At 60.2% G+C, this 20053-nt stretch carries 18 protein-coding genes; 7 read left to right on the top strand and 11 right to left on the bottom strand.

Annotated features, from left to right (window positions below; all coding sequences use genetic code 11):
* Nucleotides 1-2: 2 nt before the first annotated feature.
* The 3 genes from EPD60_RS15390 to EPD60_RS15380 form a co-directional block, all read right to left on the bottom strand.
* Entirely contained in the window at nt 3-4070 is a 4068-nt protein-coding gene (locus tag EPD60_RS15390) for an FtsW/RodA/SpoVE family cell cycle protein (protein WP_207896702.1), read from the bottom strand.
* Complete coding sequence (locus EPD60_RS15385) at nt 4063-5415, bottom strand: PP2C family protein-serine/threonine phosphatase (RefSeq protein ID WP_165871570.1); 1353 nt, start codon at nt 5413-5415, stop codon at nt 4063-4065. The genes EPD60_RS15390 and EPD60_RS15385 overlap by 8 nt, the downstream gene beginning before the upstream one ends.
* Nucleotides 5416-5509: 94 nt before the next feature.
* Nucleotides 5510-6466 carry a hypothetical protein gene (locus tag EPD60_RS15380; protein WP_131450402.1) on the bottom strand — a complete coding sequence of 319 codons (957 nt, stop codon included), beginning with the start codon at nt 6464-6466 and terminating at the stop codon, nt 5510-5512.
* Nucleotides 6467-6674: 208 nt separating this feature from the next.
* Here EPD60_RS15380 and EPD60_RS15375 point away from each other — a divergent pair, with 208 nt between their 5' ends.
* The 3 genes from EPD60_RS15375 to EPD60_RS15365 are packed head-to-tail and all read left to right on the top strand — an operon-like array spanning nt 6675 to nt 8785.
* Nucleotides 6675-7643 carry a methionyl-tRNA formyltransferase gene (locus EPD60_RS15375; protein ID WP_131450401.1) on the top strand — a complete coding sequence of 323 codons (969 nt, stop codon included), beginning with the start codon at nt 6675-6677 and terminating at the stop codon, nt 7641-7643.
* A 12-nt stretch (nt 7644-7655) separates the two neighbouring features.
* A complete protein-coding gene (locus tag EPD60_RS15370) occupies nt 7656-8198 on the top strand; it encodes a phage tail protein (RefSeq protein WP_131450400.1) in 543 nt (180 codons plus the stop codon).
* Nucleotides 8199-8242: 44 nt separating this feature from the next.
* A complete protein-coding gene (locus tag EPD60_RS15365) occupies nt 8243-8785 on the top strand; it encodes a phage tail protein (RefSeq protein ID WP_131450399.1) in 543 nt (180 codons plus the stop codon).
* A 58-nt stretch (nt 8786-8843) separates the two neighbouring features.
* On the opposite strand, the gene EPD60_RS15360 is transcribed toward EPD60_RS15365, so the two are convergent.
* On the bottom strand, nt 8844-10166 hold the full coding sequence (locus EPD60_RS15360) for an MATE family efflux transporter (RefSeq protein ID WP_131450398.1): 1323 nt from the start codon (nt 10164-10166) through the stop codon (nt 8844-8846).
* Nucleotides 10167-10302: 136 nt separating this feature from the next.
* On the opposite strand from EPD60_RS15360, the gene EPD60_RS15355 reads away from it, so the two are divergent.
* The gene (locus EPD60_RS15355; RefSeq protein WP_165871569.1) at nt 10303-12048 is read left to right on the top strand and encodes a PAS domain-containing sensor histidine kinase; all 1746 of its coding nucleotides are present in this window, start codon (nt 10303-10305) and stop codon (nt 12046-12048) included.
* Here the strand turns inward: EPD60_RS15355 and EPD60_RS15350 are convergent.
* From EPD60_RS15350 to EPD60_RS15345, 3 genes are all read right to left on the bottom strand, one after another.
* A complete protein-coding gene (locus EPD60_RS15350; protein ID WP_131450396.1) occupies nt 12036-12611 on the bottom strand; it encodes a hypothetical protein in 576 nt (191 codons plus the stop codon). The genes EPD60_RS15355 and EPD60_RS15350 overlap by 13 nt on opposite strands.
* A gap of 18 nt (nt 12612-12629) precedes the next feature.
* Complete coding sequence (locus tag EPD60_RS17045; protein ID WP_165871568.1) at nt 12630-12767, bottom strand: hypothetical protein; 138 nt, start codon at nt 12765-12767, stop codon at nt 12630-12632.
* Between the two features lie 107 nt (nt 12768-12874).
* The gene (locus EPD60_RS15345; protein ID WP_131450395.1) at nt 12875-13675 is read right to left on the bottom strand and encodes a hypothetical protein; all 801 of its coding nucleotides are present in this window, start codon (nt 13673-13675) and stop codon (nt 12875-12877) included.
* 353 nt (nt 13676-14028) lie between these two features.
* Between EPD60_RS15345 and EPD60_RS15340 the strand changes: the two genes are divergently transcribed.
* Nucleotides 14029-14229, top strand: a complete 201-nt coding sequence (locus EPD60_RS15340; protein WP_131450394.1) for a hypothetical protein — start codon at nt 14029-14031, stop codon at nt 14227-14229.
* On the opposite strand, the gene EPD60_RS15335 is transcribed toward EPD60_RS15340, so the two are convergent.
* Genes EPD60_RS15335 through EPD60_RS15325 form a run of 3 tightly spaced genes read right to left on the bottom strand, consistent with a single transcriptional unit; the run spans nt 14217 to nt 16140 of the window.
* Complete coding sequence (locus tag EPD60_RS15335; protein WP_131450393.1) at nt 14217-14747, bottom strand: hypothetical protein; 531 nt, start codon at nt 14745-14747, stop codon at nt 14217-14219. The genes EPD60_RS15340 and EPD60_RS15335 overlap by 13 nt on opposite strands.
* A 43-nt stretch (nt 14748-14790) precedes the next feature.
* Nucleotides 14791-14997, bottom strand: a complete 207-nt coding sequence (locus tag EPD60_RS15330) for a hypothetical protein (RefSeq protein WP_131450392.1) — start codon at nt 14995-14997, stop codon at nt 14791-14793.
* A 39-nt stretch (nt 14998-15036) separates the two neighbouring features.
* On the bottom strand, nt 15037-16140 hold the full coding sequence (locus EPD60_RS15325; RefSeq protein ID WP_131450391.1) for a lipase family protein: 1104 nt from the start codon (nt 16138-16140) through the stop codon (nt 15037-15039).
* 72 nt (nt 16141-16212) lie between these two features.
* Between EPD60_RS15325 and EPD60_RS15320 the strand changes: the two genes are divergently transcribed.
* The gene (locus EPD60_RS15320; RefSeq protein WP_131450390.1) at nt 16213-16755 is read left to right on the top strand and encodes a GNAT family N-acetyltransferase; all 543 of its coding nucleotides are present in this window, start codon (nt 16213-16215) and stop codon (nt 16753-16755) included.
* A 169-nt stretch (nt 16756-16924) separates the two neighbouring features.
* Here EPD60_RS15320 and EPD60_RS15315 read toward each other — a convergent pair whose 3' ends face one another.
* Nucleotides 16925-17551 (bottom strand): class I SAM-dependent methyltransferase, encoded by a 627-nt coding sequence (locus tag EPD60_RS15315; RefSeq protein WP_165871567.1) that lies wholly within the window; start codon nt 17549-17551, stop codon nt 16925-16927.
* A 580-nt stretch (nt 17552-18131) separates the two neighbouring features.
* On the opposite strand from EPD60_RS15315, the gene htpG reads away from it, so the two are divergent.
* Complete coding sequence (gene htpG, locus EPD60_RS15310; protein ID WP_131450388.1) at nt 18132-20018, top strand: molecular chaperone HtpG; 1887 nt, start codon at nt 18132-18134, stop codon at nt 20016-20018.
* Nucleotides 20019-20053: the final 35 nt, after the last annotated feature.

The following is a 20053-nucleotide window of genomic DNA, read 5'->3' as shown; positions in this document are numbered from 1 at the left end:
GCTTATTCGTTTGGTGGCAGGGGACGGATGCGGATCATTGAATCGGTAGCGCCGGCGCCGGGAAAGCTACGTACATATCCCCGGCGGAGCAGTTCTGGGATCACCAGCCTGCCCGCCAGCTGAACCGCATCGCTCGAGCCCTTTGTGGCTTCAATACGAATGCAGCACACGATATTTCCGTCGCCTCTGGATGCCGGGGCAAAAAACACGTACCAGCCGTCGTTGATGCGCTGTCCCCGCAAAATCCGCTCCGGAGTTCCGGTTTTACCGGCAACGGTGAGACCGAGTATGCCGCGCTTGCCTGCACTTTGCGCTTTCATGAAGCCGGTGAGGAGTTGTGCCAGCTGCGGCGTGTGCGCGATGGGCTCGGCGTTTTTTACCGGCAGCGTTGAGTCGGCGATCTTCAAAACAATCCGATGGGGCACCAGTGCGCCGCCATTGGCAATACCTGCGGCGAGCCGCGCCACGGCGGCAGGCGTTGCGGTAAGCTCACCCTGGCCCCAGGCGGCGCCGGAAACGCCTTGCCCGCGCGTGCGGCGGATATCATTCGGATTATAGCGGCGCAGGCTGGTAAATTCCGTGCGGCGCCACAGGTCGCGCCAGCTTTCTTCGCGTGCACCGTTGTTGATCGGGCGCTCATAAAAGTAGCCACCGACACCACGCCAGAACATCCCGGTCTGCAGGTAAATCGTCGCCATCTCCTCCTGCAGCTTCATTTCGTTGGCCAGCTTAATAAAATAGCTGTTGTTCGATTTAACGATGGCGCGCTCCATCCCGATCATACCCGGCTCGTCGGGCTCGGCGCTGCGCACGCGGATCAGGTCCTGCGGACGGATCAGCAATTTCTTTTCCGCCAGCTCGGGGCCGTATTTGTTCAATCCAGCGAGGGCCGTTGCAAGCTTGGCTGTAGATCCGGGCTGGGTGGCATGCGAAAAACCCAGGTCGCGCAGGGTGAGCAGCCAGGGCTGGCGCGCAGCCTCGCGCGGCGTCATCGTAAGCGCCTCCCAGTCTTCGGTGGGCGGCAGCGGCCAGCAGGCAGAAGCAAGCACATCGCCGCTGCGATCGGAAAGCACCACGATCGAAACGCGGTTGTCGCGCAGCGAATCTGAAGCCGCGAGGCCGCGTTGCAAGGCGGTTTGCAGGGCTGCATCGATACTGAGCTGCACATCGCGGTTGCGTTGTTTAAAGGATTCTACTTCCTTACTGTCGATACCCGCGAGGAGCAAGGGGGCGAGTGCACTGTAATCGCGCCCCACCACGGTCATATCGCGCTCGGAAGGCGGCAGGAAGCGGCTTTCGCGGTAATGATGCGCCCGCACCTCGTATGTCGTTTCAGGTGTGGAAAATCCGCGGAGTTCGGCCGCCATCCGGTACTCGCCAAACCAGCCGTTGAGCGAGCCGGTAAACACGCCGGTGTTGGCATCGCCGGTCCAGAAAAAGAGTTCGTCGCCATAGGGATAATAGCGGTCGAGACGGCGCCGCGATAGGCGGGTGAGCGCACCGGGAGTAACGCCGCCGCTAAGCAGCGTATCGCGCTGCCGCAGCAGGTGCTCACTCCGGCTCGTTGCCACCAGGCGATGCTCGCGGTCGTACAACGCACCTGCTTCGAGGCGGTTCATCAGGATGGCGATGCGCGGGTTGTAGCTGAACATGCGGGCGCCCGAACGATCAGCAACCAGTGCCGGCTGCACCACCCAGCGCGCGGGCTGAAAGAGGTAGCGCCCCAGGTTTACGGAAAGCGCTACGATTCCAAGCAGGGCCACCGCCATCGCGGGCACGAGGTTGTGGTCCTGCCGCCGGCGTACGTAATCGAGTTGCGCCTCGCTGCCGCGTACGAAAGATGCGGACAGCAGGAAGCCCGCGGCCACCAGGTTGATGATCAGCGATGAGCCTCCGTAACTGATAAAAGGTAAGGTGATACCGGAGAGCGGCAGGGCGCCGGTAGAGCCGCCCGCGATCAGCAGGAACTGGATAAAAGTGCTGATACCGATACCGGCACAGAGATAGAACAGGAAGGGCCGCCCCGTGGCTCGGCCGATCAGCAGCGCGCGGTGCAGGTAAACCAAGAAAAGCAGGAAGAGACAAACAACACCCGCCCAGCCGAGCTCCTCCCCGATCGCGGGAAGGATCATGTCGGTATGCGCTTCGGGGATTGTCTTGGCAAAACCTTCACCGATCCCCTGTCCGCTGGCACCACCGGAAGCCATGCCCCAGATGCCGTTGGCGATCTGGTCGCCGCCGAACACTTCGTTGTCCCAGGGGTTTTGCCAGATCGCCCGACGGTCTACAAGCCGCTGCACGGGGCCGGGAAACAGCCGGTCAAGCATCGGCACCTGGTCGAGCAATAAGAAGCCGGCCAGCACCGTGAGTGCAATCACCGAGGATTCGGAAAGGCGCTTGTAAAAGAAACGCAGGTAGACAGACAGTAGAACTACGGTAACGCCCGTGGCGATGAGCGGATTGCCGATAACCAGGTTGGCCAGCACAAAGAGTGCTACGGTGGCGGCCATGATCCAGAAATCGCCGCGGCTGAAGGAAAACAGCACGATAAACGTAAAGCACACAACGAGCGCAGGTCCCAGGTCGCCAAGCATGAGAAAGAGCAGGATCGTTCCGGCCACCGCAGCGAGGGCCGGGTAGAAGAACGACCATCTGCGGCGCGCGGTTGCATACTCGGAGATCAGCCGCTCGTTGGCTGCAAAGAAACCGGCAAGAAATAATACGATCAGGAAGCGGATGCTCTCACTGGGCTGGAAGCCGAAGAGGTTTACCTTGACGCCGCTGCCCTCGGGGCCGCTACCGAAAATGATAGTGGCCACCAGCAGGGCAAGCGCGGCAAGGCCCCATTGCAGGCCACGCTCACCCTTTCGGCCTTTTACGGCAAACATCCGGTAAGCCCCGGCATCCGGTGTAAAGCGGGCCATATTGAATAGCAGCACAACGAAAACGCCCACCATCCCGGCCAGGAAATACCAAAATGTGCTGCGTGCCAGGAAGCGGTCGCGTAAAGGATCCTGCAGGCTGAGCAGGGTCAGGAAAGAAAGCCCGGTGAGCAGCATCAGGAGCGGTAACAAAAACGGGTCGGTGCCCGGCAGGCGCGCGCTCAGGAACAGGTGCAGCAACAGGAAGATGACCAGGATACCGACACCAATAACCCAGAACCAGGTCCGGGCTTCGTCCGGTGTGCGCACGATGAGCGCTCCTTCGCGTTTCAGCAGGTTGAAATCGCGGCCGGAGAACAGCCGCAGTGTCAGGGGACTTCTTGTAAATGCTCGGCGGGCGGTACCCTTTAATTCAGCGACACCCTTTACCGGCCCGAAAGTATACCCCGGTTGCAGCGGCAGCACCTCGTAAGCGGCGCCTTCGGCAAGGCCTTCGAAGCGCCAGTTGCCCGAAGCATCGGTGCGGGCATAGGCCGCCACCCAAACCGGCTGCGCTCCCGGTGCGCGGCGGTAGCGCAGTCCGTCTTTCAGCAGATCAACCGCCGCCTCGGCGTCGGTGCCGGCACTGCTGTCTTGCGGCAACACCCGCTCAAGCCGCACCAGCACGCCCGCCGCGGGCAGACCCGCGGCATCGCGGATAGTACCGGCAAGAGCACCACGGCCCATCGCCAATTGCTGCACCGCGGGTAGCGGAGGTGGCGCTTTCTTTTCCTGGAGGTAACGCATCGAATCCGGTCCATCAAAGCCGATGAGGCGATTGGCCAGGCGCGCGCGTTTCTGGAGCGCGGTGCCGCCGCGCGCCAGGGCATCCCCGGCAGGCACCAGGAAGGGCCGCTTGTTGAGCGCGCCGGTATTGTCCAGCTCCGTCACCGACTGGCGGCCCGATGCAACCGCTTCTTTTATGAGGCGCACATCGCGCGGGTCTTCAAAATAATATTGATCCAGCAGCAGGCGGGCGAGTGCCTCGCCGTTGGGATCGGCGTTGAGGTTCACCATGGTGCCCTCCGAAAGCCGCTGCGGTACGGCGGCGAAGTCGGCTTCCTGCTTCCGGTAAAGCAAGGCGAACAGCCCGCCGAGCACCAGCGCGATGGCGAGCAGTAACACCCGTTCGGTGCGGCGCTTAGTCACGGGCACCTCCTTTTTTGTATGTGCTGTACAAAGCGCCGGTGATAATGGTGTCGCGGAAAAACAGTGGATGCGCCACCCCGATCGACACGTTGCGAAGACGCACCGAATCAAAGCGCAGGGCCGAAACGTTGCTGCTGCTTACACGGATGTCGGCATCGCGTAATTCGAGCCGCCCGAACGAAAGCAGCTTTACCGTGGGCGCCACCTGGAGTACCGTATGGCCGGCTTCCGGGCGAAGCAAAGTGGTATCGCGGCCTACGAGGTGCAGCGTATCGCGCTCCAGGCGGACCGTATCCGGAAGCGCGATTCCCGATGTATTATTTACCTGGTCAAGTAATAAGGTGTCCCCTCCGGCAGCCAGTGCCTGCACCAGGGTGGGCGGCTGCGACGGCGCGGGGGCGACCGGCACCTCCGGATCTTTTTTTCGCAGCAGCCACCAGGCTGCAACCACCAGCAGAAGCGCGGCGGCGATCCAGGGCCAGGGTGAAACCCGAGCCTGCCGCGCCGGGGCCGGAGTATAAACCGGCTTCTCCGGAATTTCCGCGGGCTCCGGCTTTCGTTCCACTTTTCTTGGCTGGCCCACGGGAGCCGGCCCCGAACGTCCGCTGCGATGGGCTACGAGCACCACCGTGATATTATCTTTTCCGCCTTTTTCATTCGCGGCCCGCACAAGCGCACCGGCTTTTTGCTCCAGGCTAACCGGCGCCTGCAGGTGTGCGGCGATCTCGGCACGTGTCAGCAGGTCGGTAAGCCCGTCGCTGCACAGCAGCAGCAGATCGCCGGGAAGAAAAGGCGAGTCCCCTGTTTCCACGTAGGCCCCGGCGTCATTGCCTATTGCTCCAAAACCGAGCGCCCGGTCTACCTCGTTGCGCTTCGGGTGGGCAAGGGCCTCTGCCTCGGTGATGCGCCCGCTGTCTTCAAGCATCCCTACAAAAGAATGATCCTGGGAGATCTTCACCAGCGAAGCGTCGCGATAGAGGTAAAGCCGTGTGTCACCGACATGCGCGTAATAAAAGGTGGCAGCGGCTTCGTCCACCAGCAGCGCCGTCAGCACACAAGCCATCTGGGCGAGTTCGGGCTGCCGGGTTTTAGCATTGCCCATAGCGGTTTCGATCACCGGAAAAACCGCGGCAAGCGCGCCTGCGCCGCCTTTGATGGAGCCTGCCGCGGCCGCGAAGGCATCCCGCGCAATCCGCGCGGCCACCTCGCCTCCTTCATAGCCGCCCACGCCGTCGATGACACAGGCCAGCAGGCGTCCGCCTTCAAGCGGTTGCAACAGGAACGCATCCTCGTTGTTGGTGCGGACAAGGCCGGTATCGGTAAGGCCGAAATACGATTCACTCATGCGTACGGTTTGAGCTGCGCACATCGCGGAAGTGCAACACCGCGAGGATGACGCACAGCAACAGCAGGAGAACGGAAAGAATGCCGGACATGTTTCAGGCTTTATAAAAATTCACACCAACGATGCCGTTGAGCACAATCCGCGAGTTGAGCGGAAGCTCGATCCAGTCGGGCTGCTGCGGCGCGCTCCGGGGCGCTTCTTTTTCGTTGACGACCGTTTTTTCGCCGAAGGCGGCGAGGTAAAACTTGTTCTCGGCACGTGAAAAGCGGATGTGCAGGTGGGGAGTATCCACCCATTCGGAAGGCACGCGAAACACATCGCCGCCGTTGCGCGGATCCGCCGGACCGGTAAGCATCACCTCGTCACCGGTCATCAGGAACTCGATGCGCTTGCCGGCATATTCCCGGTCGGGCACGATGGCCTCGAAGCGGGCGTTGGCGCCGGCGCTGCCCGAAGGCCCGGAAGCCTTGCCCGACGGCAGCTCCAGCCGGAAAGGCAGCTCGTAATATCCTTCACTATAATAGGTAAAAGCCGACAGGGAATCGGCACTGAGCTCCGAGGTTTCGGCACGCCCCGTTTGCCTTGGGATATAGGTGACGCGCAGGTTCGGCTGCGCTTCCTGCCCGCCGCCCTCGGGCAGCAGCTTACCGATAAAGCCCAGGTCGCCGGGTGCATAGCCGGGGTGCGACACAAAGCGAAAAACCCAACGCGCGCCGGCAGGCATTACCGTGCGGCCGGCCTGCGCTGCCTCCTGCAGCACCCGGGTAAACTCGGTGACGCATTCCTGCGCGATCATCCCGAGAAGTCCTTTGCGCTCCTGCTGAAACCGGGCATAGTCGTCCGGGTGAAAGACCACAATATATTCCTGGTAAAAAACAACACGGTTGGCGAAGGAAAGCGTGCGCACCGACTCCCCGAACTGTGCCTGGATGAACTGGTAGATCCGCTCGGGACTGAGCCCCGTATTCCGCTCGGGCACAGCGGCCTCCGGCTTGTTTACAAACCAGTCGTGGAGGCCAAGTCGCTGCCAGAAAGAAGGCTTATCGCTCATGGTAAAGGGTTGACGTGTAAATGTACCTATTTCCGTTTTCCCCGATACAGGCAGTCAGCCCATCCACGGTTCTTGCCGCCATTTTAACGAAATGCGTTACCCCCGGTAAATATTTTTCGGATAGTGCTTACCGTTTGGCCGATCAGAACTTTTCTCTATCTTACCGCACAGCCAAACCATTACTGCGCAGGACGAAGGAGATTCTGATATGAAAATCGTTCTGCTGACGACGAGTTCCATTGCCCTGCCCTCGCTGGTGAAGATCCGCGAGCACGGCGACCTGCATGCTCTTTACACGACCGACCCGCTTCCGCAGGACGCACCCGACCTGCAACAGTTTGCCGCTGCACACGGCATCCCCTTCCTGGCGGTTTCGAAGGCGCGCCTGGAGGAGGAATTACTCACTTTCACCCTGCTGCACCCCGATCACCTGGTGCTTTGCATCGGCTTTTCCTGGAAGCTGCCGGCTTCCTTGCTCCCGGACGCCAACCGGGTTTACAATATTCATTTCAGCTTGCTGCCCCGCTATGCTGGCCCGGTGCCGCTTTTCTGGCAGATCCGCAACGGCGACCGTCGTGGCGGTATCACCATCCACCGCATGACCGGGCGCTTTGACGCCGGCCCTGTAGCGGCGAGACAGGAGATCGCCCTGATGCCCGGAGAAAATTATGGGCTCTACTCGGCCCGTCTCAGCTTGGCCGCGGCCGCCCTAGTATTGTCGCTCATCGAAGCCGGCAGCAGCGGGCAATGGCCGGCCGAGACTGCACAGGATCTCCATCACCGGAGCTACCAGCGGCGTCCCGCGCAGAACGACCTGGTCATCGACTGGAAGCAAAAGGCCGATGCCGTGGAAGCACTGGTCAACGCCTGCAACCCGATAGCCGGCGGTGCCCGGACCTACTTCCGCGGTCTTCCGCTCCAGGTGCTCGAAGTGAGTCCCGCCGATGGTCGCATGAAATCACCCGCGGGCACGATCGTACATGCCGATGCGGCGCAGGGCCTGTTCGTATGCTGCGGCGACGGGGGGCTGCTGCGCATCAATATCGCCCGGATGCCCGAAGGCACCTTTTCCGGGACCAAGCTTGTGGCGCTCGGCTTCGGCCGCGGCGAACGCTTCGGCGAGGCACAGCCTGCTGCGCAACCACGCATAACTACTGCTATTCATTCCTCACTTTAAAACCCACTAACAATGGAACCTTATGTTGGAGAGATCAAGATGATCGGATTTAGCTACGCGCCGGATGGCTGGCTGCCCTGCGACGGGCGCCTCGTACCGATCACGCAATTCCAGGCTTTGTTTTCGCTGCTCGGTAACAAGTACGGCGGCGACGGCCGTACAAACTTCGGATTACCCGACCTGCGTGGCCGCGTCCCCGTAGGCATCGGCGCCGGCCCCGGCCTCAGCGGCATTGAGCAGGGACAGCTCGGCGGCGTTGAATCGGTTACCCTGACCAACAGCCAGATGCCGGCCCACAATCACACCTTTGCCGTGGCCAATGTTAACGGCGACACGACAGTGCCCGTTGCGGGCGCATCGCTTGCCGTTGTAAATACCGGCGGGCGCGAGCCGGAGCAGCACCCGGCCTACCTGGCCAGCGGTAATCCGTCGATCCCGCTGAACCCGACAACGGTGCAGCCTTCCGGGGGCAGCCAGCCACACGAAAACCGCCAACCCTTCATCGGCACGATGTTCATCATCGCCACGAACGGCGTTTTCCCGCCGCGCCCCTGATAAATAGCTTTCATCATTTCAATCACCAATAACTACCAAAGCTTATGGATCCTTACATTGGCGAAATCCGGATGTTTGCCGGCACCTTCGCACCCCGCGGCTGGATGTTCTGCACGGGACAACTGCTTTCAATTGCGCAAAACTCCGCGCTGTTTTCTATTCTCGGCACCAATTACGGCGGCGACGGGGTATCGACCTTCGGCCTACCCAACCTGGCCGGCCGTGTTCCCGTTGGCACCGGCCAGGGACCCGGCCTCAGCCGCAAAGAACTTGGCCAGATGGGCGGCACGGAAAGCGTAACGCTGCTGAGTAACCAGATGCCTGCGCATACGCACGGCTTTGCCGTATCAAACACCAATGGCGACACGACGGTGCCCGCTGCCGGCGCCGTGCTTGCCGTTGTAAATACCGGCGGACGCGAACCGGAGCAACACCCGGCCTACCTGGCCAGCGGCACGCCCAACACACCGCTGAACCCAGCTTCAGTGCAGCCTGCCGGTGGCAGCCAGCCGCACGACAATATGATGCCCTACCTGGGAATGAACTATATCATTGCCGTAGAGGGTCTCTACCCGCCGCGGCCCTAAGCTACGAACCACCATCTCCTGCAAGGCCGCACCTGTGGGTGCGGCCTTTTCCGTATTCCTACGGGGCCACCAGGCTGCGGCGGCGAAAGCGTGCATACAGGAAAAACGATGCGAAGGAGAGCCCGAGGATGAGTCCGAGCCAGAAGCCGGCCGCGCCCATCGCGAGGCGGAACCCGAGCAGGCAGCCCACCGGCAAGCCGATGATCCAGTAAGCAACGAAGATGAGCCAGGTAGGAACCTTGACGTCTTTAATACCCCGCAGAAGCCCGGCCCCTACCGCCTGCGTTGCGTCGGACACCTGGAAGATGGCCGCGAAAAGGAGCAGCAGTGCCGCAAGGGCCGCTACCTCGGGGTTGTTGTTGAAAAAGAGCGGCAGCTGTTGCCGGAAGGCGACGAAGCCCAGCGCACAGGTAATCCCGTAAGCAAGCGCAATGAGGAGCGTGCCGTTTCCGATCTGTATGATCTGCCTGCTGCTGCCACGCCCGAAAGCGTTGGAAACGCGGATCGAGCCGGCCTGTGCCAGCCCCATCGACACCATGAAGGTGAAGGCCGCGCAGCTCAGCGCAATCTGGTGCGCCGCCTGTGCCACCGCGCCCAGCGTGCCGATCAGGATGCCGGTAACGGCAAAGGCGCCCGCCTCCATGCCCACCTGGAGCGCGCTCGGAATGCCGATGCCCAGCAGGGCCTTGAGCGTTTTGGCGCGGAGCACCCACTCTTCGCGCAGGGCCACGTAGGGACGGAATGCCCGGTGCCGCAGTACCACGATCGCCAGCAGGACGCACATGATGCTCCGGGTCACCAGCGTCGCCCAGCCGGCGCCGTTCAGCCCAAGCCGGGGCGCGCCCCAATGACCGTAGATCAGGATCCAGTTGAGACCCGCATTCACAGGCAGCGCCAGCAGCGAAAAGATCATGGCGGTACGGGTATACTCAAGGCCATCGGCGAACTGCTTCAAGGTCATAAAGAGCAACATGGGCAGGATGGAGAAGCCCATAAGCCGCATGAAAGGCACGGCAGCCACGGCCACATCGGGATCCTGGCCGAGGTGCAGCAGCAGCGGGCTGCCCGCCAGCAGCAGTGCTGCGATAAGTACCGCCGTGAGCCCGCACAGCACGAAGCCGTTGAACGCGTAGTGCGTCACCGCGCGCTCATCGCCCCGGCCATGCGCCATGGCCACAAGCTGCGACACGGAGATCGTCATGCCGATACCCAGCACAAAGGGAATATTCATAGCGTTGATGACCAGCGCCGCCGCGGCCAGCTGCCGGTAGTCGAGGGCGCCGATCATGGCCGTGTCGATGATGTGTAAGCCCATTTGCGCCAGCTCGCCCACGATGATGGGGCCGGCGAGCCGCAGGGTCTGGATCGCTTCTTTTCGCATGAGGCCGGCAAAGGTAAGCGGGCAGGCGGACGCAGCACCCTGAAAAGAATCGATGACGCACCAGCAAATTTTAATTTATTTTGGATACGGAGCGCCAGTACCGGAAACGGTACCCGGGCCGTCAAACCAAAACGCTATGCCCCCGCTCAAACGACTGATTCGTTTTACCTTCTTTTTACTGTTCGCCGTACTCCTGTTCAATGTGGCGGGCTTTTTCCTGATCAACGGCCTCAGCGTGCAGAACCGCATCACCGAGGAAGGAGAAAACAACGCCGCCAGCCAGCAGATCTACGTGCAGCAGATCGTGGGAAAGATCGCCGCTCTGGCCATTCACCACCACTTTTCGCAGGAGCAGTTTACCAACCAGCTTGAATACCTCAAGACGGCCGCCGGCGGCTTTCGCCGCGGGCACGAAGAGCTGCGGCAGCTGACCGGCGACCTGAAGGCTTTGGGAAAAAAAGGCTTCAGCGACGTTTATGATAGCACCGACGCGGCCTTCCGGTTCATCTACAGTGAGTCGCAGGTGCTGCTGAGCGCATCGCGCGTGAACCGCACGGAGGAGCCCGAGCCCGGGCACCTGTATGCCGCATCAGGCTCCTACCTCGCGCAGATGAAGCGGCTACAGGATCATTTTCATGAACTGGAAATACGCACCGAGTCCCGCATCGGCTACATCAACCAGGGGCTGATTATTTCGCATGTTGTGTGTCTTCTTTACCTGGCCATCCTCGTGATCGCCCCGGTCTTCCGCCAGAGCGCCCGTAACTACAACGAGCTGCAGCGCAGCCTCGAAGAGGTGCGCGAAACGAAGGACCTGCTCCACCATTCGGAACGCAAATACCGGCACCTGTTTGAGCGGAGCCCGCAGCCAATGTGGATCTTCGACGCGGAGACGCTCCGCTTTCTCGAAGTGAACCAGACAGCCGTCGCCCACTATGGCTACTCGGCCGCCGAATTCGGGGGAATGACGATCCTTGATATCCGGCCGGAGACCGAACGCAAGCGCCTGGACGGGGGCGTACCGGGCGAGATGGCTGTGCAGGTCACCGGGGAATGGACGCACATCAAAAAAGACGGGCAGCAAATTTTCGTAGAGATTTCTTCACACGGCATTGATTACAACGGCAGGCCGGCGGTGCTGGCGCTGGCGAAGGATATAACCCGCAATATCGAGTTGCAGCGGGCCCTCCTCGGCGAGAAGATCGCCCACCAGCGCGATATTGCCCGTGCGAGCATTACGGTGCAGGAAAAGGAACGCAACGAGATCGGGCGCGAACTCCACGACAACGTCAACCAGATTCTCACTTCGGTGAAGCTCCACCTCGAATTCATGGGGCAGCCGGGCGCCGACACCGAAAAACACCGGGGCATCAGCCTGAATATGGTATCATCGGTGATCCAGGAGATCCGTCGCCTGTCGCGCTCGCTGGTGCCGCCAACCCTCGATGACGTGGGACTCATTCCGTCGATCGCCGACCTGGCGGAAGGCATCAACACCCTGGGCGGGATGCAGGTACTTTTCAAACTCGAAGGCTTTGAAGAAGACGTGTTGCCGGCCGGGCTGAAGCTGACGGTGTTGCGCATCATACAAGAGCAGACCACCAACATCCTCAAGTATGCAAAGGCCACGGAAACCAGGATCGAGCTGCGCCAGGAAGGGAGTCACCTTTACCTGGGCGTATCCGACAACGGGGTTGGCTTCGACCCGCAGCAGGTGCGGCGGGGCATGGGGCTCACCAATATCACCAACCGCGCCGACATCTACCATGGTGAGCTGCACCTGCGCGCACTGCCCGGCGAGGGTTGCCTGCTCGAAGTTCACTTCGACCTCGACAAAGTGCTGGAGCTCGACCCGCGCGTAACGGAAGCTCAGGCCGAATAAACGGGCCGGCCTTCTGCTTTGAGCGCCTGTACCTCAAAGCGAAAGAGGCGCTCGGCCTGGATTTTTTCCTGGATGGCCACCGGCAAAATCAGCTGGTTGAATTCAGCCGAGTTGGCGGCAAACTCATCGAGGGTGAGCTGCACATCGGAAAATGCTTTTTCCGCATTGGCGCGAAGGCGTTGCTTATCGGGTACATCCTTACCCAGCGGCTCATGGCTCCATTCAGTATACGTCAGCCCGTTCTTCGCGATCGAAAGACCTTCCATGCAGGTACGCATCGGCAGCAGGTCTTCCACGAACTCATCGAAAAGAAATCCGGCCCTGGCCGTATAGTAGTACGCCTTCGTTTTCTTACGCAGGCGAAAGTCCTCGGGCCCTTCGCCGGGCGCGAGGTCTTTTTCGTGGTAGTCTTCTTTCAGCTTTTCGCGGTCGATGTCGGGCACCGTGATGGAATATTCCTTCAAAAGCTGGTCAGGAAGACCGAAGTCGGCCAGCTGCTCGTCTTTGAGCTCGTGTATCGCAATCTCCAGCATATTCAGCCGGCGCTCGTAGAGGTAATGCATGTGTGGTGATTTTTTATATTAGCCCATGGCGTGGCTGCCGCGGGCGGTTACCAGCTTATTGTTCCGGGAGGCGGCCAGGCGGTTGCCCTGTGTCATCAGGAGGAGTCCTGCAATGGCGGCTCCCACGAGCCCTGCGGCGATCAGCATGTTTTTCATTTAGCTATTTTTCCTAGCTGATGCAAGGCGCGTACCACATTAAAAGCAAAAGCGCCCGGGAAAACCCCAAGGCGCTTTTGTCTATGTATGCCTAACTCCTGCCTTCTTTACATACCACCGCCGGTGGCCTTGACTTCAACGGCATCACCCTTTACCTTGGTCTTGCCATTCTTGGTCTTCGTCTTCATCAGCTTGCCATCATCCGTCTTTACCTTATGCTTGGTCTTCACATTGGGATCCGTTACCGGCGTGCTCATATTGCTGTTCGTTCCCGACGTGGCCGAGCTGTTGTTCATCGTACCGCTCGTGTCGGTGCTGTTCATGTTCGAGTTGCTGTTCATCTCGGCATTGGCCGCATTGCTCGAAGAGTTGTTCATATTACCCATGTCGTTCACGTCGCTGCGGAAAACATTTACCGCGGCCACCGAGGAACCGTCCTCACCGATAAATTCGGAGCGCGACATGCCATTTTCGATAATGGTCACCTGGTAGTTGTCGAGGCCGTTGGCGCCGCGAACCCGGTTAATGGAGTAAACGTTGCTGCCATACATGCTGAGCGCTTTGGTCACGACCTCTTCGGGAACAAAGCTCTGCACCACAGGCAGCGCCACGGTGTAGTTGTCACCATTGGGCGCGTAGTACACCTGCATGTTGCGGTTCATGTTGTTGAACGAGGCCCGGTACCAGTCGCCGCGCTGCTCCCAGGTAGGGCTGAAAGCACTCGGGTAAGTGGTCTGCAGATTGGTTTGCAGGTTGGAGGGCACATTGGCTGCGGTGCCGAAGGCGGCATAGTTGCCGGAGCTTTGCAGCGTGGTGCTGGTTGTATTGGTTCTCAGCGTTGTATCCTGCGCCCAACACATTGCGCCGGTTCCAAAGAGGGCAACCAGTGCAAGAATCGACTTTTTCATAGATCAGTTTTTTGTTAAGAATTCAATGACTGCCAGTGTAAAACAAGGATGATGCCTACAAGGACTCATCGGTAAATAAAAACCAGCCTGCCCGTAATTCTACAATAAAGTACCGGACGCTTTTTTAAGGTGCCGTTGCCGTCATTTCCGGGGCGCCGGAAAATTGCTGCCGCCGGGCCAATTGTTTCCGTCCGGAAAAAGTTAGGGAGAATAATCCACAACTTCCCGGCGGCGGCGATAGATGGAAAACGGCGCCGGGGGCGGATTTCGCGCCGGGACTGCGGAAACAGGCCTTTGAAAAATATTCCGGCGCGTATGGATGAGGCAGGAACGCTTTTTGCTCTTCTATGTGTATGACAAAGCCTTCCGTAAACTCCATCAATGAAGCGATCCAGGTGACGAGCAGCTCTCTTAAAGTAGTGCATTCGGTGGTGCACACGGAAAAAGCGATTACCCGCAATATCGCAGGCACGCCTACGGTGCCCGCGCAACCCATCTATTACCCCTCCTCCTACTCAAAGGATGGCCCCGGTGGCAACTATCAGGGCTTATGATTATCTGCGTCGCGGTCGCGTAAGCGCGAGGGCGGCAGCGTTACGGGGCTGCCGCTGAGCCGCACCCGGTTGCCATAGATGCCCGGGCCCGCATAGAAATTCTTACCATTAACACCCGGCGCAACACCACTGATGCCCACCGCACCCGGGCTGGTACCGGTGCCGACCGCGCCACCGCCCGTATTACCGCCATTACTGTTCCCTATCGTATTCATGAAAAGCAGGCGCCCATGGGCCACGCCGTAGCGCAGTTTCGGCATCCCGATGATCGGGCGCCAGACATCCTCGTCCGGGATGGCACCGCTCACCCGCCCGTTATAAAAATTGACCACGGGGTCGGATATCTCATAGGTGCTGCTACCCGCGGCAGGAGCCTTCGCCGCGTTGGCAGACGTATGCTCCATCCGGATGGCAGGGCTTTCCGGGCTCTTTAACGGCTTCGCCTTTTTCTTTTCCTGGGCGGCCGCCCCCGCGCACAGCAACGCCATTATTCCTGCACTCAGTATCAGCTTCTTCATAACGGGTTCTTTCCCTTAAGCCGGCAAAGGCATTGCCAGAAAATCAGGGCTTTTGCGGAGTACCGTCATCGCCATAAGCCTGGCGCAGCTTATCGAGCGTACGACGCTCTTCCGGCCCGTTCTGGCCCTCGGATTTTTCCAGCTGCTGTTGCAGGGGGTCGCGCATGCTGTTCGGTTCCTGCGACGCATTGAGCACGTCTTCGGGGAGCTTCTGGTTCTGCTGGCGCTCGTCCTTTTTGTTCTGTTCCATCTTGTTGCTTTTCCCCGAAACGGAGAAAGAATGATGCCATCACCCCGGGTGGCCCCAGTCTTTACGCAGCAAATAATAGTAGGCCTCAAAGGAATGATGGATCCACACGCCGTGCGGGTGCGCCGCATCAAAGGGGAAGCGCGCGGTGTACGCCGAATCCGGCATCAGCACCACCGGGCTGCCGGCGCGCATATAATCGAGCCCCGGTTGGGTGCCGGGCAACTGCAACTGCGGGAAGACCTTACGCACTTCCTTTCCCACCCGCTCGCCGAGGTATTTCTGGTATTTCGCCACCGCCTTCCGCCCCGAGTGCGTGAGCTTGTTGTACACCATACTGCCGTAAACCCGCACCGGCAGCTTTTGCCGGCGCAGCGCGCCCTTCAGGTTTACCAGCGGGTTCACCGGGTTAAGGTCGCTGATCTGCTGCAGGCTGAGGGGGGTCTCCGGCACCCAGTCCGCCGCGTTGACCACGGTATGCGACCAGCCGCCGCGCGTGATGTAGTCGTAATCGTAGGCAAAGTCCAGGTTGCCCGGCTTGGGCGCCGCGCTGCAGTAGGTTTTATACGTAATGTCGGCGGGCAGCGCGCCTTCCTGTGTGCGGTAGTACAGATAAGCCCGCAGCAGGTAGGCGATGGCGCCTCCCTGGCTGTGCCCGCTGATGATGAATTGCCGGGCGCCCTTGTCGTACAGCTCCCGGATCTTGCGCTCCACATCGGCTGTCATCGAGCAAAGAGCGATGAGCCAGCCGGTATGCACGGCTGCGCCTTCGCGGGCGGCCAGGCGGTAAGGCACCCGGGTGCTGTCGTTCAGCTGAAGCACGCCGGCAGCGGGCTGCATTACCGAGTAGATATTGGCGAGCCAGCTTTTGGTGCTGCCCACCGTGCCACGCACCCCGATCACAACAGTGCGGGTATCGGCGTGCTGCCAGGCGGTCCAGCGGTTGTCGAGCCCCGTGACGGGCGAGGTATAGATGCGGCGATAGCCGCCAGGACGGCCCTCCGCCTTCACGATGCTATCGTAGCGCCCGAAGTTGAGCGCCAGCACATCGCCGAATTCAGCGGCATCGAAGCCGGCCTTCAGGCCGGTTTGCGCGCAAACCCACAACGGGAAAAAGAAGAAAAGGAAAAGGAAGGTGTTTTTCATCGGGGCCAAAGATAAATGTTGTCCGCCCCGGCGGTAACGTGCATTGGCAGTACATTCGCCCCACCCACTACTATGATCAGACTGGAATATTTCACCCGCGACGATTTTCAACAACTGATAGACTGGATCCACAACGAGCACCTGCTCACCAACTGGGCCGGCTCCCTGTTTCGCTTCCCGCTTACCAAAGACAGCCTCGAGTGGTATATCCGCGACACCAACGACCTCGGGGAGTCCGACGCGCTGGTGTATAAGGTGGTAGATACCGTCACCGACAAAACCGTCGGGCATGTGTCGCTCGGAAGCATCAGCCGCAAGAACCGCTCGGGCCGTATCAGCCGGGTGCTGGTGGGCGACGCGGCACAAAAAGGCCGCGGGCTCTGCACGGCCATGATCAATGCGCTGCTGCGCATCGGCTTCGAAGAGATCGGGCTGCACCGCATCAGCCTCGGCGTTTACGACTTCAACCATGGCGCCATCCGCTGCTACGAAAAATGCGGCTTTGTGCGCGAAGGTGTGCAGCGCGACATACTGCGCTACGAAGACCACTACTGGAGCCTGCTGGAAATGAGCATCCTCGAAGACGAATGGCGCGCCCGGAGGGAGCTTACCTAGAGTGGGCCTGCCGGCCCTCTTTTTCACGACGGCACCACGACACAACGTTTATTCTTTCTTATTCCGACAACAGGTTTTGGATAAAGTCTCCTGGCAGCGACACACAAGAACGTTTTTTCGTCGTGCCGCCGCGTCGTCGTGCCGTCGCGAGCAGGGCCGCTTGCGGCCGCTATTTTCCCAAAAGCAAGATGCTGATAATTGAATCGGCTACCGGCATATCGTTCCGCTCCCGCACCAGCGGTGCCAGCTGCCCGATAAAGGGCCCGGCCATAAGGCGCTGGGGAGTGGCCAGGATCACCGCTGTATTTTGCCCCAGGAATTTTTTGATGACCACCAGCAGTTGCGCGAAAGCCGCCGGCTCGTAGTTGACATCGCTCAGCAGCAGCACATCGGCCCGCAGGTCTTCGGGCAGCGCGTTCCAGTCGAGGCGGCGCGCGCTGACGTTCTTCATTCCCGAGAACGCGATATTGCGCTCCAGCAGGTCCACCGCCTCGGGCAGGTAATCGCTCACGACTACGGCAGCCGCGGCCTCCGCCGCCACAAGCCCCGGCAGGCCGAGGCCCGCCGCAAGCTCCAGCACCCGCTTCCCCGCGATGAGTTCGGGGCGCTGCAGCAAAAAAGCCGCGAGCGCGGTGGCCGAATGCCAGATGCGGCTCCAATAGGGAAGCTCAGGCTGTTCGCCCGCCTCCTGCCGCCGCCGGAAACGCGCCTCGACGCCGCCCGGTTCGGGCACGAGCAGCTCGAAACTGCGGTTGCCCAAGGGCACCGCCACCCGTTGCAGCGCAATGTCGTCCATGCCGCAAAGAAAAGCCCTTAACTGCCTCTTCGAAAGCCCACCCGCCATTCCGTTGCAATTCCTGCCGTCGCTCCGGCTCAGCGGCCGAACGATTCGGGGCGCTCAACAGGCGCTTCCGACAGCCCCGCGAACGGTGCGCGGAAGCGTCCAATCGGTTTAACCCGCACCGCGCGTTTTGCGCGGCGTCGTCCAATGGGTTTGGACGATGGGGCGAACAACGCGCAAAAGCGTCTGATCCCTTTCACCTATTCCCCGAATGGCGCGCGGAGCTGTCCATACCGTTTGGACGGTACCGCGAACGGCGCGGGGCCTTGTCCATACCGATTGGACAGCTCCGCGCGTTACCCGCGCATCCGGATGAACGTAAAGCGCAAGGGTCCGGCGGACGCCACCCATCGGGGGCAGAAAAGCTGTCGGGCCCGCTCCTTCCCCGGTCGTTTCGTCGTGCGGGAGCGGCTTTTTCTTCCGGGATACGCAGCCGCCGGTGGCGCAGGCCGCTTCCCCGCTGACAATCTGGCAAGCCGCCCGCGTTTGGAATGGCCCTTGCTCAGGTGGGTCGATCCAAAACGAATCGAATACCATGGTACAAGAAAAAGGAACCATCTCGATCCACACCGAGAACATCTTCCCCATCATTAAAAAATTCCTTTACTCCGATAACGAGATCTTCCTGCGCGAGCTGGTGAGCAATGCCGTCGACGCCACGCAGAAGATCCGCCGCCTCGCCGCCCTGGGCAAGTACGGCAGCGAGCTCGGCGACACCACCATCCAGGTGTCGGTAAACAAGGAGGCCAGGACCCTCACCATCTCCGACCGCGGCATCGGCATGACCGCCGAAGAGGTGAAGAAATACATCAACCAGATCGCTTTCTCGGGCGCTACGGAATTCATGGAGAAATTCAAGGAAGCCCGCGACGCCAACGAGATCATCGGCCGCTTCGGCCTGGGCTTCTACTCGGCTTTTATGGTGGCCGACAAGGTGGAAATCCAGACCCTCAGCTACCAGGAAGGCGCCGAGCCGGCACGCTGGATCTGCGACGGCTCCACGGAGTTTGAGCTGACGGAAGGCAACCGCACCGAGCGCGGCACCGACATCATCCTGTATATCAACACCGAGTCGGAAGAATTCCTCGAGGAGTCGCGCATCCAGGCCATCCTCGACAAATACGCCAAGTTCATGCCCGTGCCCATCCAGTTCGGCACCCGCAACACTTCGGAAGAAGACGGCACCGACGAGTCGGGCGAGCCGCGCTACAAGACGGTCGAGATCCCGAATATCATCAACAACACGAACCCGATCTGGACGAAGGCGCCCTCGGAGCTGAAAGACGAGGACTACCTCAACTTCTACCGCGAGCTCTACCCGCTTTCCGAAGACCCGCTTTTCTGGATCCACCTCAACGTAGACTATCCCTTCAACCTGACGGGCGTGCTCTACTTCCCCAAGATCAAAAACGACTTCGAGCTGCAGCGCAACAAGATCAAGCTCTTCTCGCGCCAGGTATTCATCACCGACGAGGTGAAGGACATCGTGCCCGAGTTCCTGATGCTGCTTCATGGTGTCATCGATTCGCCCGACATCCCGCTCAACGTGAGCCGCTCCTTCCTCCAGGCCGACTCGAACGTGAAGAAGATCAACGCGCACATCACCAAGAAGGTGGCCGACAAGCTGCAGGAGCTGTTCCGCAAAGACCGCAAGTCGTTCGAAGAGAAGTGGGATGACATCAGCATTTTCGTCAAGTACGGCGCCCTTTCCGATGAGAAGTTCTATGAGAAGGCGAAAGATTTTGTGTTGCTCGAGAATACGCAGAAAGAGCGTTACACCCTGGAAGAATACAACGCGAAAGTGAAGGACTTCCAGACCGATAAAGATGGCAAGCTGATTTACCTCTATACGAATGACGCCGACCGCCAGGATGCCTTTATCCAGGCGGCCCGCAAGCGCGACTACGATGTGCTGCTGATGAATGCCCCGCTCGACAACCACTTCATGCAGCACCTGGAGATGAAGCTTGAAAAGACCTCGTTCAAGCGCGTTGATTCCGATGTGCTCGACAAGCTGATCGTAAAAGACGACAGCAAAACGCACAGCCTCACCGAGGAGCAAAGCGCAAGCGTGAAGGAAGTGTTTGAAAAAGCCATCGGCAACCCGTCGATGCAGGTAGAAGTAGAAGCGCTGGGCGACAGCGAGCTGCCCGTTACCATCACTATGGACGAATGGATGCGCCGCATGAAAGACATGGCGAAGCTCGGTGGTGGCGGCATGCAGTTTTACGGCTCGCTGCCCGACAACTACAAGGTGGCCGTAAATGCCAACCACAAGCTCATTGAGCGCATCCTGCAGGCCGGCGGCGACGAGCAAACGAAGCTGGCACGCCAGGCCTTCGACCTTGCGCTCCTGTCGCAGGGCATGCTCAAGGGCGCCGACCTTACCGCCTTCGTGGAGCGCAGCGTTCAGATGATCTGATGCTGCAAACGATAAAATAAAAAGGAGCCGCGCGG

The sequence above is a fragment of the Flaviaestuariibacter flavus genome, assembly GCF_004337505.1.
Taxonomy (GTDB): domain Bacteria; phylum Bacteroidota; class Bacteroidia; order Chitinophagales; family Chitinophagaceae; genus Flavisolibacter; species Flavisolibacter flavus.
Note: the sequence above shows the minus strand (reverse complement) of the source record. Positions and strands in the feature narration are given on the sequence as shown.